General features: G+C 45.6%; 15 protein-coding genes. 9 read left to right on the plus strand and 6 right to left on the minus strand.

Annotated elements, in window-relative coordinates:
* Positions 1–630: 630 nt before the first annotated feature.
* Both V2H45_RS20435 and V2H45_RS20440 read left to right on the plus strand, forming a co-directional pair.
* Positions 631–1,188 (plus strand): sigma-70 family RNA polymerase sigma factor, encoded by a 558-nt coding sequence (locus tag V2H45_RS20435; protein WP_330485531.1) that lies wholly within the window; start codon positions 631–633, stop codon positions 1,186–1,188.
* Between the two features lie 2 nt (positions 1,189–1,190).
* Positions 1,191–2,030: an anti-sigma factor gene (locus V2H45_RS20440; RefSeq protein ID WP_330485532.1), complete on the plus strand. Its 840-nt coding sequence runs from the start codon at positions 1,191–1,193 to the stop codon at positions 2,028–2,030.
* On the opposite strand, the gene V2H45_RS20445 is transcribed toward V2H45_RS20440, so the two are convergent.
* The 3 genes from V2H45_RS20445 to argZ form a co-directional block, all read right to left on the minus strand.
* Positions 2,027–2,794, minus strand: coding sequence for a Uma2 family endonuclease (locus V2H45_RS20445; protein ID WP_330485533.1), 768 nt, complete (start codon positions 2,792–2,794; stop codon positions 2,027–2,029). The genes V2H45_RS20440 and V2H45_RS20445 overlap by 4 nt on opposite strands.
* 58 nt (positions 2,795–2,852) lie before the next feature.
* A complete protein-coding gene (locus V2H45_RS20450) occupies positions 2,853–4,217 on the minus strand; it encodes a TldD/PmbA family protein (protein WP_330485534.1) in 1,365 nt (454 codons plus the stop codon).
* Between the two features lie 154 nt (positions 4,218–4,371).
* Complete coding sequence (gene argZ, locus V2H45_RS20455; protein ID WP_330485535.1) at positions 4,372–6,480, minus strand: bifunctional arginine dihydrolase/ornithine cyclodeaminase; 2,109 nt, start codon at positions 6,478–6,480, stop codon at positions 4,372–4,374.
* 732 nt (positions 6,481–7,212) lie between these two features.
* Here argZ and V2H45_RS20460 point away from each other — a divergent pair.
* From V2H45_RS20460 to V2H45_RS20475, 4 genes are read left to right on the plus strand one after another with little or no spacing between them, the layout of a single operon-like run.
* Positions 7,213–7,893 (plus strand): hypothetical protein, encoded by a 681-nt coding sequence (locus V2H45_RS20460; protein ID WP_330485536.1) that lies wholly within the window; start codon positions 7,213–7,215, stop codon positions 7,891–7,893.
* A 3-nt stretch (positions 7,894–7,896) separates the two neighbouring features.
* A complete protein-coding gene (locus V2H45_RS20465; protein WP_330485537.1) occupies positions 7,897–9,465 on the plus strand; it encodes a spermine/spermidine synthase domain-containing protein in 1,569 nt (522 codons plus the stop codon).
* Between the two features lie 9 nt (positions 9,466–9,474).
* Complete coding sequence (locus V2H45_RS20470; RefSeq protein WP_330485538.1) at positions 9,475–10,536, plus strand: lipid II:glycine glycyltransferase FemX; 1,062 nt, start codon at positions 9,475–9,477, stop codon at positions 10,534–10,536.
* Positions 10,537–10,542: 6 nt separating this feature from the next.
* Positions 10,543–11,412, plus strand: coding sequence for a DUF350 domain-containing protein (locus tag V2H45_RS20475; protein ID WP_330485539.1), 870 nt, complete (start codon positions 10,543–10,545; stop codon positions 11,410–11,412).
* 148 nt (positions 11,413–11,560) lie between these two features.
* Here V2H45_RS20475 and V2H45_RS20480 read toward each other — a convergent pair whose 3' ends face one another.
* The 3 genes from V2H45_RS20480 to purF are packed head-to-tail and all read right to left on the minus strand — an operon-like array spanning position 11,561 to position 13,997.
* On the minus strand, positions 11,561–12,019 hold the full coding sequence (locus V2H45_RS20480) for a hypothetical protein (protein ID WP_330485540.1): 459 nt from the start codon (positions 12,017–12,019) through the stop codon (positions 11,561–11,563).
* A 38-nt stretch (positions 12,020–12,057) separates the two neighbouring features.
* Positions 12,058–12,534 (minus strand): VOC family protein, encoded by a 477-nt coding sequence (locus tag V2H45_RS20485; protein WP_330485541.1) that lies wholly within the window; start codon positions 12,532–12,534, stop codon positions 12,058–12,060.
* A complete protein-coding gene (gene purF / locus V2H45_RS20490) occupies positions 12,531–13,997 on the minus strand; it encodes an amidophosphoribosyltransferase (RefSeq protein WP_330485542.1) in 1,467 nt (488 codons plus the stop codon). The genes V2H45_RS20485 and purF overlap by 4 nt, the downstream gene beginning before the upstream one ends.
* A 287-nt stretch (positions 13,998–14,284) precedes the next feature.
* On the opposite strand from purF, the gene glpX reads away from it, so the two are divergent.
* The 3 genes from glpX to V2H45_RS20505 all read left to right on the plus strand — a co-directional run bounded on the left by glpX (position 14,285) and on the right by V2H45_RS20505 (position 18,190).
* Positions 14,285–15,322, plus strand: coding sequence for a class II fructose-bisphosphatase (gene glpX, locus V2H45_RS20495; RefSeq protein ID WP_330485543.1), 1,038 nt, complete (start codon positions 14,285–14,287; stop codon positions 15,320–15,322).
* Between the two features lie 170 nt (positions 15,323–15,492).
* Entirely contained in the window at positions 15,493–16,812 is a 1,320-nt protein-coding gene (locus V2H45_RS20500; protein WP_330485544.1) for a glutamyl-tRNA reductase, read from the plus strand.
* A gap of 94 nt (positions 16,813–16,906) precedes the next feature.
* Entirely contained in the window at positions 16,907–18,190 is a 1,284-nt protein-coding gene (locus tag V2H45_RS20505; protein ID WP_330485545.1) for an AAA family ATPase, read from the plus strand.
* Positions 18,191–18,229: the final 39 nt, after the last annotated feature.

The raw sequence follows: 18,229 nt of genomic DNA on the forward strand, positions 1-18,229 counted from the left end.
TCCTATGAAACCCCTCTTCTGTCTTTATTGCAAGGTTTTGTCCTGTACTAAGGTCGTTTTTAGTTCTTGCTGTTGTGTATTCTCAATCGATTGCAGTGCATTTGAATAAGAAAATAATGCGAGAACGAGCGATGCGATGAGCGCAACTAACGTAGTCAGTAATGGAACTTTAATCCGTAACTGTATGAATCTGTCCAATAGAACTTAAGAAAACTTCAGGATTATACCAATTTCCAAAGATGTTCTCTGTCTCGAGCCTTCTTTAGTCAATTCTCAAAGTACTTCTAGTTCTGCTTGCAAGTGACCTTGCTGTTGCTTCTTCAAAGATCTGACAACCAATCCAGAAATTTTGATGGGCTGAAAAAACTGAGTGGTCTAAACGTTTATATTTCCTTCATCCAAAGAGCATATCGGCTCGTACTAACTATACGCGCATAAATAGTGGCATCTGACGCCCACAACAAATAAAGAATAAAGCGCATTTTCGCCACAGGTAACTTCAGGATAGTTATTTGAAGAGCGACCTGCTGTAAACTTTAAAATATAAGGAGAAAAATTTGACCAAGACTAGGATTTGATTTAGCATCTAGCAGAGCTAAACCCCTACATCGTTTATGCCTTTACTCTAGGATGACACTATCTAGCCAAACAGACATAGACGTATTCCAATCTCTCCGCGCAGGAAACCTAGACGCACTGGGTATATTCTACGATCGCTATGGAGCCTTGGTTTATCGGTTAGCTTTGCGAATTTTGGGCAACAAGCAAGAAGCAGAAGATCTGACCCAAGACGTATTTTTATCTTTGACTCGTAATTGTAGTTACGATGCCAAGCGAGGATCTATGTACACGTTTTTGATGATTTTAACCAGATCGAGAGCGATCGATCGCATTCGCAAAATGCGATCGCAGCAACAATCCTTGCAAAAATGGAGCCATCTCGTTTCAGACCAAAGCCCCGATCGTCCTATGGAAAACGTGACAACTACCGAAATATCAGGACTCGTGCGCGAAGCCCTGCAAACATTACCCGACAAGCATCGACAGGTGTTAGAGATGGCATATTACGAAGGGCAGAGTCAATCAGAAATCGCCAAGAATTTAGAAATCCCTCTAGGAACGATCAAATCATGGGCTAGACAGGGATTATTAGGGCTGAGAAAAATCTTAAAGGATGTGGGGGAATAGAAATGACAGGGAGGGAACAGCCTGAAGCAATGCAGGAACTTCTGGCGGGGTACGTACTAGGCGATTTAACACCCTATGAGGTAGAGAGCGTACTCCAGCTCTTGAGCGATCGCCCTGAGTTCCAGCTCGAAGTCGATCGCTTGCAAGAAACCCTATCCCTACTGCCTCATGCTTTACCTGAAACCACTCCCGAGTTCGATCTGCGATCGCGGATTTTAGGACAAGCCCAAGCTGAGATGAATCTTGAAGCTGCTTCAGATAGTGCATTATCAAATTCGCCCGTGAATTCTCCTGCTAGTTTAACAGTGAACCCATCGCCAAACCCATCGGTGAATTCCGTTTTACCCCTATGGCGACAACCGAAAATATGGCTGGGTGCGATCGCTACACTCGCTGCGATCGGCTTTGCTGGCTTGAGCTTTGATGCCTATCGTCTCCGCCAAGAACTCGCGATCGCCCAGGCAGAGCTGTCTAGTTATCGCAACATGGTGGCGCTCTTGCCTCAACCGAATAATCGCCTGCTCTCGCTCAAAGGCATGGGCGCGACCCCCACCGCTTCGGGCAGTTTGGTGATTGTGCCTCAGGGAAATTCTGCCTTACTGACAATTCAAAATTTGCCGCCTTTGCCCACAGGTAAAATGTACCGACTCTGGTCGATAGTCAATGGTAAAAAGATGGACTGTGGTAACTTCCAAGCCGATGCATCGGGAAAGGTATTTGTCAAAGTTCCCTTAGGCGAATTTCTCATGGGTACGAATGCTGTAGTGATCACCGTGGAACCCTCAGCCACCAGTCCCGAACCCACAGGCGAGATGGTCATGAAGGGAGAGGTCTCTCTCTAGATACGATCTGGATCGATGTCAATAGAACGTAAATATTCTGCTAAACGATTTGCACGTTGACGCTCATGTTCAGCCATTTCTGCTAAACGATTTGCACGTTGCTGCTCATGTTCAGCCATTTCTTCGGGTGTTAAATACCGATTTCCGACCTCATCGTACAAATATAACCATTCACGGTTCCAATCGCCATGCGTTCCCATCTCACAGCCAACACCAAAACCGATTTCAGGCATCCATACAATGGAAGTTTCCTTGCCTTGTATAGATGGAGATAGTAATTCATATTTACCAGACTTCAACTTGTATACCTCAAGTGGCTGGCGACCTTTATAGGATCTCTTTCGTCCTGTCGTCAGAGGATTATAGATAACGTAGTAGAGAATCCCAAGCGATTGATAAGTTTCTAACTTTCCTTCATACTCACCATTATATTTTTGCGATACTACCTCTAACGCCAATAAAGGAATGACATCTTGCTCTTCCCATAGTACATAGCTCAATCGACCTCTCTCGCTTTTTCTCCTCTCTACCCCTAAAGCAAGAAAGCCATCAGGCACGATCGCAACTTCATTGGGGTGATAGTAAATCCCCATATCTACACCAAAAAACCAATCTTGGCGATTAGCCCAAGCTAGCCGCAGCATACTGAGGATAAAATTTGGAATGTCATTTTGGAGCTCATTATCCACAGGAGTTTCGTCTGAGTCGGGCAGTTCCTCAGCCGTAGGCAACCGATGCCAATGATCGTAGCGAAGGCTAACCATAGCTTTTTGGGGTAATACGGTTGAGTTTATTGTGTCATAAATTTCTTTAAAGAACCAGCTATCGCCCTCCCACAACCACATTACGAATCCTGACGTGGGGGCCACCTACGCTTACGGGCAGACCAGACTGACCGCCTTTGCCACAACCACCATTTCTGTAAACGGCATCGGAAGCGATCGCATCGATATCCTTTAAGGTTTGAAACACATTGCCGCTGAGGGTGACATCGCTCACAGGTTCCGCCAATTTGCCATCGCGAATCATGTAACCTTCCGCTGCCGCAAAGGTAAACATCTCGCCGTTGGTCTGTCCGCCCAACATACGCACGGCATAGACGCCTTCATCCACACCACTCAGCATTTGCTCGAAGGTCTGGCTGCCTGGCTCGATCGCCGTATTCGTCATTCTCACAATCGGCGGAAAAGAAGCTGTCAAGGCTCTGGCATTGCCCGTTGGCTGCTCGTGCAACTTCCCAGCGGTTTCTAGGCTGTGCATGCGTTGGTTGAGAATGCCATCCTTAATCAGATATTTGCGCTGGGTTGGTACGCCCTCATCGTCATAAACCATACTACCGGGCAGATCGGGAATCGTAGCATCATCCACCACATTTAATTCGGGAATGGCGATCGATTTGCCAAGCGTAAGTAATTCCTGCATGCGAGGATTTTCATAGACAAAATCTGCCTCGGAGAGATGACCAAAAGCCTCGTGAATGAATACCCCAGCAAGATAGGGATCGAGAATGACGCTATATTGCCCACCTTTGAGGGGTTGTGCCTCTAACTGCCGCACTGCCCGCTCAGCGGTCTCCAGCACCATGCGATCGAGGGACTGCATAATATCAAAATCTGTCCGAGAATGCGCCGAGTCAAATCCTTGACGTACCGTGCCGTTATTTCGGGCAATTACGCCAAAGCTACCCGATACATCTAAGCGTTCTTGGGCGATCGCACTGCCGCGCGAGTTAACAAAATAGGTCGTACCAAAGCGATCGCGATAGCCCGTCCGCGTAGTTTGAATGCGAGGATCGAAATCTAATAGCATTTGGTTGTAACGCTCTAAGATCTCCCGTTTGCGCGTGAGCGAGATCCCACGCGGATCGTTGCCAATATTTACCTTTACCTCAGCCTGGATCGGTGTGACCTGCGCGAGTTCGGTCTGGGCATTGCCAATCAACTTGGCTTGCGAAATTGCCGCCTCAATGCGATCGCTGAGATCGGAAATATCGTTAAAGGTTACAAAACTCCACCCACCCTTATGACAGGCCCGAATACCGCCAGCTAAGCCAAAATTGCGATCGACGGCATGAAGTGATGCGCCCTGAAAGGAAATACTAGTTGACTCGCTTTGCTCTAAACGTACTTCTAAGTAATCAACAGACTTGCAGTAGGGGGCGATCGCAGTTTGTAACTGGTCTTGCATGAGCGTTATCTAAATTTTAAAGAATCTATGACATTCTAGCAACTCTTGTTCTGGGATAGATGCGACCATCCTACGATTCCTGTAAATACGCTGGTAGGGGCAGCACCCCTACCAGCGTACTATAGCTAGAACTCTCGCGAGCAAATATCCGAGACTAAGCACCCACTTGAGAAATTGGACTTACCAATTTCTTTAGCTGTTGCACTAACAAACTCAAGAATAAACCCACATCTGTGACCACACCTACAGACTCTACAGAGCCGCGATCGCTGAGCTTCGTTACCACGGCAGGATTAATGTCCACGCACACCATCTTGACCCCAGCAGGCGTCATGTTACCGACTCCAATCGAGTGCAACATGGATGAGAGCATCAAAATCATATCGGCTTCGCGAATCTGCTCGGCATATTTTTGCTGGGCTTTAATCAAATCCATCTCTGTGTCTGGTAAAGGCCCATCATCGCGAATGGAACCTGCAAGTACAAAGGGAATATTATGGGTGACGCATTCATACATCACACCAGACTTGATCGCACCTGCCTCAACGGCCTTTTGAATGCTGCCATAGCGACGCACCATATTAATTACCTTCAAATGATGGCGATGACCACCACGCACGCTAATGCCACGTTGCAAGTCTACACCTAAGGAAGTTCCCATGGTCGATTGTTCGATGTCATGAACTGCGATCGCGTTGCCACCCAATAAAGACTGTACGTAGCCCTCACGGATCAAATAGGCAAGATGGGGTGCGCCGCCTGTATGTACGATTACTGGCCCACTGGAGACGACGACCTTGCCGCCCCGATCGCGAATCTGGCGCAATTCCCAAGCAATTTGCTCGACGATCAGTTCGACGCGTCTCTCACTGGAGACCCCTGCACCCATAAACGAGAACTCTTTTTGCAAATTATCGCGAGGTTCCTTTTTGTGAGCCGTACGAATACCATCAACGCCAACCACCACCTTTTCACCAACTTCCAAATCCCTTAGAAGCTTACAGGTTGCTGTTGGTTTACCATCTTTTGTGGTTACAGCGATCGCGCCATCCATGCGCTGCTGCTCGCATCGAATCCACTCAGAGCCTACCCGAACTTCCGTAGGATAAATTGTAGAAACATAGAAGTCGTCAGGAGCAACACCTGCTTGGATAACAGGCTCTAAAAGCGCATCGCAGACTTCCACTTCAGGCAATACGGCCCCCATGTCGATCAACTGACTCATGATCGAAGACATGACATCATGGGAAGGTGCAGAAACCCGAATTTTTGCCTGTGAAGTACTTTGTTTTTGCGTGCCGAGGTTGAATTCTAAAACTTGGAAACTGCCGCCACCTTCGTTGACAAGATCTAACGCGCGATTGACAATACCCGAATCTAGCAAATGTCCGTTCAGTTCAATGGTACGCGATTCCACGCCAATCTGCTCGGTGTGCAAAGGTGCAAGCGGTTCTGTCACTCGTAAGGTCAAGCATTTCGCAGCACCACCCGCTTTCAGAAACTCTGTGAGTGGGGTTTCGACTACCGTAAATCCACAGGCTTCCAATCTCTTTTTAAGCGGATCGCTCGCTTTATTCATGACGACCGTGCGATCGACATTCACAGCATTGCAGGAAAAGGTAATCGCATCGGCTTCTTCGATCGCAATGCGTTTGTGTTCGGGCACGCGCATCTCAATCAACCGATTGGAATATGAGTCAAAGGCAGGTGGATAATAGAGTAGATATCCATCTAGTAAGGGGCAAAAGCAAGTATCTAGGTGATAAAAGCGATTATCCATCAAACGGAGGGATAACACTTCGATATCTAGCCATTTTGCTAAGTAAGGATGGGAATCAAGTTCAGAGCGAAATCCATAGCCTGCCCAAAGCCAGCGTCCCTCGCGATCGAGGAGAGCATCACCTGCGCCCTCAAAGGGCAGATCCTTGGGCAATTCAAAGACTTCATATCCTTTAGACTCAAACCATTCCTTAAAGTAGGGCTCTTCACCCTGCCGCTCTTTGTGAAAGAAACGACTGAGGACGACCTTATCTCCTAAAACCAGTCCTGCATTTGCGGTAAATACCATGTCGGGCCAGCCTTTCTGAGGCTTTACTAAGTCCACTACGGCTAAGTCTTTGAGGATGCGGTAGAGTCCTTCCCATTGAGAGGCAGCGCGATCGCGACTAGAACGATGTACGTTCCCTTCCATCCAAGGATTGATCACATAATCGACATCGTAGTGATCGGGGGAACACATTAAAATACTTATTGGGGCGGTCATAATCAAGTTAAAAGCTGACAAGCATTCATGATAGCGGTTTAATTAGGACATTCTTCGATTTGAAGCATACTTAGTTCCGAATGTCATCATCTCTTGATATGACACCTCATAATCTTTTATATCTCGTTAGATTCTTTGCCCTAAAAGGCACTAATCACTAGACAAGAAAAATTTAAATTTGATATCTCGTCCTTTAGCGACGGGGCATTCATTAACTATGGACGGTTCAAATAGAGATCTTCCAGCAGGACAGGCAAAACAAGTGAATTCGTGATTTTTGTGAAATTACAAGGATATACGCCCATAAAATACATAAAAGACTCGTTATTGAAACAATTAGTGTAAAGTTTTGCAACAAATCCAAGTTTTCTCCATATTTCTCTTGCAGATTTTCTGGGATTCCGCTAACTTATTTATAGGGCTATCCTATTCCCCCCCCGTGTAGCCCAGCTATCCCCGAAATGGCTACTGTAGTTGAAAAACTCAGGCGCAAATCAGCATACCTAAACCGACGTTACAAGGGCATGGATGTTGCTGATGCCGAAGGGATACTTTATATTTTACAGCTAAATACTTTACCAAAAACTTTTGGGCTTTTGAGATAAATGATTGTATGAAGTAAACTCTTGTTAATTAAACATCTCGAGCGATTTTATTTTTAAAGCAAGCAATTATCCCATGAGATACTCCCATGAGATACTAGGTATCTAGATTTTAGTAGGGCAAATTTTTATGCCTAGCCTTTTCACTCAAGCTCAATTGCGTCGGCTGCGACCAGGCGATCGCGTCACCTATGGGGGTGGTGTCCAGTGGGATGTACTCGATTACAGTACCTATACCGATCCAGAGGGCTACGAGACTGAAGAATGGGAACTCAGCTCTGGTGGTAATACCAGCTATTACTTACTACGAGAAGTCGATCCTGCCAATCCTGATACCTCTGTAAATTGGTACTTTTCCCAAGAAATTAAAATCGAACAGGTAGCCAGCGAACATCCTGGGGACAATCTGAAATTTAGTTTGTGGCGATCGATGCGCGAGGGCGAGCACCCCCATGAAAGACTAAGGGCTCTCGGTCGAGACTACTTTTTTGAGTCTAAGACCACCGGGACTTACGTCGGGGGCGAGAAGGGGGAAACCTCACGTACGACTTGGGACTATTGGGACAGCGATCACCTCTGGAATCTGGCGATCGAAGCTTGGGAGGATGGCGGGTTATATGTTTACTCCACCAAAAAAGTCGATCCGAGCGATTTTTCAGAGATTGAAGACTCAGAGCGATCTATTAATTCCATGCGTTATGCAATGGCTTCGACGCCAAAACGGAGCAAACCCAAAAAGACTTGGCAATGGGTTGCCGCTTGGTCTTTGACGATCTTGGGCATTTGTCTCATGCTATTTGGAGGTTGGTAAGGCATGCCAGCTTCGTTATTTATCGAACATTGCCCGAATGGACTTGCCTTTTATATCAATGGGGAATTGCAGTTTCATACCGAAGACGAGCAGATTTATCATGAATATTTGGTGATTCCTGCGATCGCTTTGGCAGTCAAACGATTTCCTCAAGTGCCTTTACGTGTGTTGATTTGTGGTGGGGGCGATGGCTTAGCGGCGAGGGATGTGCTGAGATTTCCAGGAGTGAGCCACATTGATTTGGTGGACTACAACCCTGATGTTTTGGAATTGGGCAGGACGGTATTCTCGGCTTTTAATCACAATAGTTTAACAAACCTCAAAGTGACTACTCACTCGCAGGATGCCTTTGAGTTTTTAGAGAATATCGTTACAAATGCTCCATCCCACGATCTCTACCATGTGGCGATCTGTGACTTTACCTACCCTAGTTCTGACGCTGAGACAAGAGTCAAAAGTAAAGAATGGTTTGAGCTTGTCCGCCAAGTTCTCCATCCCCAAGGCATCGTCGCTGAGAATGCTGTTTCACCTGAGCGTAAAACCTTAGGCTTTTGGTGCCTCTATCAAACCATGTGGAGTGCGGGGTTACAGCCTAAACCGATGGCGATCTCCATTCCTTCTTTCCATCGGCAAGGTTTGGGCGATTGGGGTTTCTTGCTTGCTGCTGCCAATCAGCCGATCGCTAGATCTGAAATCCTCAGCCTTGAATTCCCATCCGATCTAAGAGCCTTAACACTTGAGAATTTATTGGCTACCTTTGTCTTTGATAAAGCGATCGCATCTCAACGTACCCATGTCTCAATTCATAGCCTCGAGAATCCTCAACTGTCTTACTATTTGCTCAATCCTCTAACTCTAGAGATAGAATCCCATCTGCCACCAGAGCGAGAAGTTCAATCGGAATTATTGGATTTTTTAGCCATTTCAGAGCTTGATGAATTAACCCTTGCGACGCAGAGCTTGATGCGATCGCTAAATTCCGAGTCAAGTGCCGATCCGCTTAAACTAGAGTCCTTGGCAAGGCGTTGGCTGACACAAATGGAATCCTCTCATCCTGCGATGCGATCGCTTTTACCTTCGCTGTTGCCCTCTCAACATCCTTACCACACGCCTAAGATGACAGCATCTTGGCTACAGGCAACGCAGCAACTGATCGCCCAAATCGATTTACCTCGCTTACTCCAGAAGATTTTGGAACGTGGGAAAGCTTTGCCCAGCCATATTCGCAATGACTTAAACCAACTTCTCACCAAGTTGCAAGCATTAGATTCGGAAACCTCGTCAGAATTCAAGCGTGATATGCAGGAATTTCAACGTTGGGAACCGCAAACTACTGCGCAAGAGTCCTCTACAGTTCCCGGTACGATCGCTAAATTGATCGCTGCCCTTAGTGTGACCTTATTGGTAGCCAACGTAATCGCCCCTGACTCTGTGTTTGCTAAAGGAACTTATTATGGTGGGTCGGGCGGCTCCAGTAATGGCGATGATATGAGCCTTGGTCTACTGGGTCTATTTTTAACCATGGGTGGTGTAATTTGGCTCATTTGTCTTGCTGGGGAAGAAAATTCATAAGAAAAGAATTTGTTGTATTTTGAGCCTTTAATCGAAAGCGATCGCTACCTTTGGGATGACTTTGTCAAATCCCATGCGAATGGCTGTTTTATGCAGTCTTGGGCTTGGGCAAACTTTCGAGAACTAGAAGGTTATAAGACGTTTCGTTATGGGCTTTTTAGTCGTCAGTTATCAGAAGAAAGTTCTCCATTATCATCTTCGTTATCCCATGCAGAAGTTAAAAATCTAGTGGGTGGTTGTATTCTGCATCTCTATGCCCAGCGATCCCAATCTAGTTTGTTAATTGCTACAGGGGGCCCGCTGTTTTTGCCAGAGTTTGCTGCGTCGGGGATGGAGTTATTTCTAAAACTTGCGGAGCAGTTGACCGAGTCCTATGGTGCGATCGCTGTACGCATAGAACCATTATGGAGCGAGAAACCAGCTTGGTTCCCTAAGAATTTTGTGCGATCGCCTGCGGATCTGATGCCCAAAGAAACGCTCTTAATCGATCTGCAACCTACTTCTGACCAAATGCTGGCTGCGATGAAACCTAAAGGGCGCTATAACCTGCGACTGAGTCAACGACATGGGGTTAAGACAGAATTCACCAAGGACGAACAAGCGATCGCGTTATTTTACAACCTGTTTTGTGAAACCGTAGAGCGGCAGGAATTTTATGGCGAACCTTTTGGCTTTTTTATCAATCTTTGTCAGACTTTATTTCGCGAGAATATGGCAGAAATTGGTTTGGCTCAGTGGCAAGGAGAAGTGCTGACAGCGATTCTGGTCATTTATTGGGGCGATCGCTGCACCTATCTTTATGGTGGGCGCACGGATAAGAATTCGCAGGTGATGTCGAGTTATGCCTTACATTGGGCAGCTATGCAGAGAGCGAAACAGAGAGGCTGCAAGGTTTATGACTTTTATGGCTATAGTTCTGACCCAAATCATAATTACGCCAAATTTTCTCAATTTAAGCGGCAATTTGGCGGCACCGTCGCCAACACAATTGGGGCACAGGATTATTTTTTCTACGATCGCCTAGCCGATACAATCATAGGATTATTAAATAAGTTAGAAACTCTGGAGTAGTGCCGCATGGAAAGAGTCTGGCAAGAACTAAGTCGCGTCCCTCTTGTACTAACCGAGATCCTGCTTGGTTTTGCGCTGTTTTGGGTGGGGCAGTTCGCTTACCAGCAACTATTTCGGCGGATGGAGTTAAATCTGCAGCTATTTGTGCGGGATAACGTGGCGGTGGCGATCGCTTTGGTGGGCTATTACCTAGGCATCATTATTGCCCTTGGCGGCGTGCTCGAACGGTTTAAGTTTGCCTCTGGATGGCTTGATATCCTGTTAAACCTCGTTGGCTATGGCGTTATGACGATTTTGATGATGTTAGGCAGTGCATGGGTATGCGATCGTGCGATCTTGCGACGTTGTGACTGCGCCAGAGAAATTGAAGAAGAACATAATCTGGGCGCGGCTTCTTTAGAAGCAGGTTGTCATGTTGCCAGTGGCTTAATTTTGAGCAGTGCGATCGCTGGAACCACTGGCACAGTATGGGTGAGTTTGGTCTGTTGGCTCTTGGGCTTGGCAGCTCTGATTTTGGCGAGTCTAGCCTACCCACGCATTGCAGCTTACGATGTATTTGGTGAAATTCAAAAGCGGAATAACCCTGCGGCGGGTGTTGCGTTTGCGGGGCTGTTGATTGCCGTAGGCAATGTGATTCGCGTCGCTTTCTTGCCAGAGTTTGAGAATTGGGCAGTCAGTTTTACAATCTATGCATTAGCCCTACCTTTTGGGTTAATGCTACTCGTGGGGATTCGTTGGCTAGCTGACCTCATCCTCGTGCCTGGGGTAAAAATCTCTGATGAAATTGTGCGTCAAGAAGTTCCCAATCTCGGTGCAGGTCTAGTGGAAGCCTTCGCGTATATTGCGGGTTCCTTTTTAGTAGCATGGAGTTTTTGATGGGTTTCAGCGATCTGGGTATGGAGCGATCGCTCCTTTTAAACAAAAAGTCCATCGCAATGGACTTTTGCTAATAAAAAAGGGACTATGTTTTGTCCCTTTTTTATTACTTATTACTTTAAGCCGAACTCAGCTTTCTGATTGATAGCTATTGTTTTGCACAAGCCTGCACGATCTCCATAAATTTAGGGGGTGGCTCCTTCCCAGGGGTTAGCTCTTGGCTCATCTTAACGAACTCGTCTAAGGTGTATTTGTCCTGAATTTTATTGATAGTGCATTTGCAATAATCCACCTTACCACCCGACGACTCTACACAGCTATCCATATAGCTCTTGACAAAAGCTTCACCGTAGTCATTTTTGGGTTTTGATGTATTTTCTTCTCCCTTGGGTGTTGCCGAGGGTGAAGTTGTTGGTGTTGCTGAGGGTGAGGCTGTTGGTGCTGCCGAGGGTGAAGTTGTTGGTGTTGCTGAGGGTGAGGCTGTTGGCGCAGAAGCCTGAGTGGTAGGTGTTTGAGCAACGGGAGTAGGCGTGTTAGGTGTACATCCTACAGCCATCAGTAAGCTGAAACTTAGAAGAGGAATAGAAAGGCGTAAACGATTTGGCATTGGTATAGAAGAAGTAGATTATAAAGGGAAAAAACTAACTAAGCTTCGCTTAGGGCAAGCGTGTTTTCAAACGCCTGCCTTTGGGTGGGAACGTCGCCAATTTGGTGATACTCAGTTTCGCCAAAAATTGCGGACTCAAACTTGTAGTGTTTAAACTCCAAAACATTCCCCGAAGGATCGGTTAAGAAGAAAGTACGGTGCTCCAGAGGCGTATCAGTAAAGCGAACCTTAGGCTTTTGATAAAACTTTAGCCGCCTTTCTTGTACCTGCTCTAGCAGAGCCATCCAGTTACTCTCAGAGTGAAAGACTAAACCAAAATGACGAGGATATATGCCAGCTTGGTCACTCAAAGGTTCATCCACAACATGGGCAACAAGTTGATGACCGTAAAGACTCAAAATGATCGAGTTAGGAGTTTCGCGCCCTGCTAAACAGCCCAGTCCGTCAACATAAAAAGCCTTAGTACTTGCGATATCTGTTACAGGAAATGCTAGATGAAACAGGATCTTAGTCATGGTGCTGTTTTTTCGTGGATGAGTTTAGAGTTTTTGAGTTTATCTGGTACAGCTATGGGGTAGTCACCAGTAAAGCAAGCCGTACAAAAGTGATTTGTATCTGTCTCGGTTGCTTGTAGCATAGAGTCTTTCGTGAGATAAGCCAAGCTATCCACCTCAATTATTTTACCGATTTCTTCGACAGATTTTGTTGCTCCAATGAGATGATCCTGTGAGTCTGTGTCAATGCCATAAAAGCAAGGATGTGTTACAGGGGGCGAAGAAATTCGCATGTGAACTTCGATCGCACCCGCTTCTTTTAAAGCCCTAACAATTTTGCGGCTAGTCGTGCCCCGCACGATCGAATCATCAATTACCACAACTCGCTTATCTAGCAGTTCGCTTTTAAGCGGGTTGAGTTTCATGCGAATGCCAGACTCGCGCATCATTTGGGTCGGCTGAATAAACGTGCGCCCAACATAACGATTTTTAATTAGACCCTCACCATAGGGAATGCCCGAAGCTTCTGAAAAACCGATCGCTGCGGGTACACCCGAGTCAGGCACGCCAATCACTAGATCTGCCTCTACTGGTGACTCTTTTGCCAAAATTCTACCTAGCTGCTTGCGGTAGGTATAGAGGCTCTCTCCGTGCATGACGCTATCGGGACGAGCAAAGTAGATCATCTCAAATACGCAGAGCTTTGGTAGTGGCTCATCCAGCCACTGATGGGAATGCAGACCCGTGCGATCGATCCAAACCAACTCACCGGGGTTAACCTCTCGCACATAATCAGCACCAATAATGTCTAGTCCGCAGGTTTCAGAGGACAAGACATAACTGCCATCTGGCATGACCCCAATGACCAAAGGGCGAACTCCATAGCCATCTCTAGCCCCCGCGATCGCTTCCGATGTCGCCATAACTAAACTAAATGCACCTTGACATCGCCGCAAAGCCTTAATAATGCCGTCAACCCAACCTAGACCTTCGTTGATTGCTTCGGCTACGGCAAAGGCAATCCCCTCTGAATCAGAAGAGGACTCTAGGGCATGACCTTGCGCCAATAGCTCGCCTCTAAGCTCGGTGGCATTGACCAAGTTGCCATTATGCGCCAAGGCAAAATCGCCTAGGTCTGTTTTAACCACCAAGGGCTGAGCGTTGGCAATTTTACTCGACCCCGTGGTGGAGTAACGCGTGTGCCCGATCGCAATCGAGCCCGTCAAACCCGCCAAAATTTTTTCATCAAATACCTGTGAAACTAACCCCATCGCTTTATAAACATGGGCTACAAGCGGGTCGGCTTTTTGGGTATCAAAGGAAATAATCCCTGCTGATTCTTGACCGCGATGCTGGAGGGCATACAAACCAAAATAGACAAGGTTTGCTACATCAGCTTCTGGGGCAAATACGCCAAAGACACCGCAAGCTTCTTCGGGTCTGTCTGGTCGATCGTCGAAACTTAAAAAAGGCTTTGGCAGCATAGTGATAGTACTGAATCAAGGACTCACAATAGAGGAAACATAATGCCCATAGCTTAATCGTACCAGTTAAGCCTTTCTTAACCATCAATGATTTTATCGATAAGTTTGCATCTCCTAACTTTTGTGCGATCGCACCATTCTCGACAAAACTTAACATTTGTAACTCTGATTTCAGTCATGTTTGGGGACAGTCTCGCTTGTAAACTAGAGACTGAAGTTGTGAGATCGCAACTATTTTGTTGAAAACTTTAAAGCTCTGAAATATTTAAGGAAAAGGGATTCTACGCATGGATAACACAATCAGCCTTGAAATTATCGAGGTCGTCGAACAGGCTGCGATCGCATCCGCTAAGTGGATGGGAAAAGGTGAAAAAAATACGGCTGACGAGGTTGCAGTCGAAGCAATGCGCGATCGCATGAACAAAATTCATATGCGTGGACGAATCGTAATCGGTGAAGGCGAGCGTGATGATGCTCCCATGCTCTACATTGGCGAAGAAGTAGGGATCTGTACCCAGCCTAATGCAAGTGAGTTCTGCACCATCGAAGAACTCCAAGAAATTGATATCGCGGTTGACCCCTGTGAAGGCACAAACCTCGTTGCCTACGGTCAAAATGGCTCTATGGCAGTGTTGGCAATTTCTGAAAAAGGTGGCTTGTTCGCTGCTCCTGACTTTTACATGAATAAGTTAGCTGCCCCTGCGGTTGCTGCGGGTCATGTGGATATTCGCAATACGCCTACCCAAAATCTTAAGATCTTGTCTGAGTGTATGGATCGGGCGATCGAAGAGTTAGTCGTCGTGGTGATGGATCGTCCTCGTCACGATGGACTCATTGCTGAAATCAGACAAGCTGGGGCAAGAGTCCGCTTGATCAGTGATGGTGATGTCTCTGCGGCAATTTCCTGTGCCTTTGCAGGTACAAACATTCATGCCCTGATGGGTATTGGCGCTGCACCAGAAGGTGTAATTTCGGCTGCTGCTCTACGTTGCGTTGGCGGACATTTCCAAGGTCAACTGATCTACGATCCAGCGATCGTCAAAACTGGCTTAATCGGTGAAAGCAAAGAAAGCAATATCGCTCGTCTGCAATCCATGGGTATCACCGATCCTGATAAGGTCTATAACGCCAACGAACTAGCTTCAGGCGAGAACGTCCTATTCGCCGCTTGCGGTATCACATCGGGTACTTTGATGGAAGGCGTTCGCTTCTTTGGTGGTGGTGCCAGAACTGAATCTCTGATTATTTCTAGTCAATCTAAGACTGTGAGATTTGTGGACACCATTCACATGAATAACAACCCTCGCACCATCAGCTTGAACTAGTACATAGTTTTTAAGCGATCGCTTACAAGCGATCGGGCAAAAGTCAAACCCCGATCGCTTGTAACGCAAAGTAAGTTCAGCATTGGTTGAAATACCACTGAAGAACAACATAGACAATCAATTATTTTATTTTCTAATCAAAACCATTTAAATTTAATTTTAAGTAAGTTATGAATATTGCTGTTGTTGGCTTAAGTCACAAAACGGCGACGGTAGAAGTACGGGAGAAGCTGAGCATTCCAGAAGCAAGGGTGGAAGCAGCGACCGCCCAACTCATGAGCTATCCTCATATTGAAGAAGCCGCTATTCTCAGCACTTGTAACCGCCTAGAGTTGTATGTTGTGACGCGCGAAACTGAGGGTGGCATTCGAGAAATCACGCAGTTTTTGTCAGAATTTAGCCAGTTACCGCTACAGTTTTTACGTCGCTATTTATTTATTTTGCTACGCCAAGATGCCGTGATGCATTTGATGCGTGTTGCCTCGGGTTTAGATAGTTTGGTCTTAGGCGAAGGACAAATTCTCGCTCAGGTCAAACATACCCATCGTCTCGCTCAACAGCATAATGGGGCTGGACGCATTCTCAACCAACTGTTTAAGCAATCACTCTCAGCAGGTAAGCGAGTTCGTACTGAAACAGAAATTGGTACAGGCGCTGTATCGATTAGTTCTGCTGCGGTAGAGTTAGCGCAGATTAAGCTATCTAGCCTCGTCGATAAACGCATTTCCATTTTAGGCGCAGGCAAAATGTCGCGCTTGCTGGTTCAGCATCTTTTGTCTAAGGGTGCTCAAAAAATTACGATCATTAATCGCTCTACAAAGCGAGCAGAGGAACTCGTCGCCCAATTTAGAAATGGCAACGAAAGTGTCGATTTTCATGTGTGTACATCTGAAAGCCTCTTTGAATGTGTCGCGGTTTCCGATCTAGTATTTACCAGCACTGCTTCCACAGAGATTTTAGTGGCAAAGGAACATTTAGAGCCGTTTATTCACAATCATTCTGGCTTAATGTTGGTCGATATCTCTGTACCCCGTAATGTCAGTAACGATGTTAAAGAGTTATCGAATGTCAATATCTTTAACGTTGACGATTTGCAGGCTGTGGTTGCCGAGAACCAAGAAAGTCGCAGACAAATGGCATTACAAGCTGAAGTTCTCTTGGAAGAATGTGTAGAAGAGTTTGATGTTTGGTGGCGATCGCTAGAAACTGTACCTACGATTAGCAAACTACGCCAAAAAATGGAAGTGATTCGCGAACAAGAGATGGAAAAAGCGCTCTCACGTCTGGGCAGTGAGTTTGCAGATAAACACCAAGATGTAATCGAAAACTTGACTCGCGGCATTATCAACAAGATTTTGCACGATCCCATGGTACAGCTCCGCGCCCAAGAGGATATCGAAACCCGTCGCCGTGCCATGCAGGCTTTACAAATGCTCTTCGATCTTGATGCCCCCAATCAGCTTCGAGGAACGGGTGGTTTTGGCAACTAGACAAAACCTTAGAAAAAATCCATTTTAGAAAGGGGCAGAGATATCTTTGCCCTTTTCAATTTCTAGAAAAGATAGTCCTCAAATCTTTCTTGCTATGACTGAATATGATTTCGAGCCTGATTGCTGTCGTAATGAGAGCGAAGTTGAAAGCAAGTTGATTGTGCAGTATCTCTTGCCCCAACTTGGTTATGAACCCGATACTTGGCATCAAGAAATCACGTTTGGTAGAATTCGACTTGATTTTTTAGCGATCGCTTCTAAAACAATTCCCTTTGCATTTAATCGCCCACTCTCTGTGGGCTTGATTGTAGAGGCAAAACACCCTAAGCAAAACCTAAATAATCACATCCGCCGTATGCGGCGCTATCTCAAAAGTTTAAACGTACAGTACGGCTTATTAACCAATGGCAAAGAAGTCAGAATTTTTGAGTTAATCAATCAAGATCTTCAGCTAATATTCCAATGCTCAGGCAAGGAAATAAAAACGAAAATCGACGAAATTCAAACTATCATTGGTAAAGATCGAATTTTGCAAAAAAGATTGGAGGCAGTTTCTTTAAATCAATCTGATCTCAAAATTATTGAGTCTGAATATTCAGGAATACCTGCCATAAAAATCGATAAACCAAGGAGAGCAAATCAAGTGAAAACTATTGCTGTTTACCATAACAAAGGTGGCGTAGGTAAGACAACGACTGTAATCAATCTAGCTGCGGCACTCAGTAAAAGAGGGTTTAAAGTTTTAATCATTGATATCGACAGTCAAGCAAATACGACCTTCGCAACAGGTTTGATGAAATTTACCGATGAAGATGATGATGATTTAAAAGATAGCAATATCTACCATGTGATCATGTCTAATTCCAAAAATTTTATTCCTGATGTTGCACGCAAAACCCAGTTTACTGACCCTGAAGTTGATACAGTTCCTTCTCACATTAGTCTAATTTGGAAAGAAAGAGAATTAGCTGACAGAGATATTTCAAGGCGAAAGTTGATTGATAAACTTAGGCAAGTGCAAGCTGATTATGACTATGTACTTATTGACACGCCTCCTTCCTTAAATATTTATGCAAAAATCGCTTTATATACTGCTGATTACTTAATCATCCCATCTGACCTGAAGCCCTTTGCCAATGAGGGTCTACGTAATGTCAAAACCTTTATCGAAGAAGTAGATGAGTTTAGAGAAGGGATTTTAAAACAGCCTTTAAAGGTTTTAGGTGTCTTACCATCTAAAATTTTAACCACTGCCAGTTATGTCAAAAACTCATTACCAAAAGCCGAAAAATTAATCGAAACCCGTTATGGATTTCCTGTTCTTGAAACTCGCATTTTCCAGCGAGAAGATTTAGCGAAATGTATAGGGCATCTCTAAAAATACAAACAAGAGTAGGAAGGGATTTGAGGAAAATGA

Origin of the sequence: Tumidithrix elongata BACA0141 (assembly GCF_036349135.1) — a bacterium.
Lineage (GTDB): Bacteria > Cyanobacteriota > Cyanobacteriia > Pseudanabaenales > Pseudanabaenaceae > Tumidithrix > Tumidithrix elongata.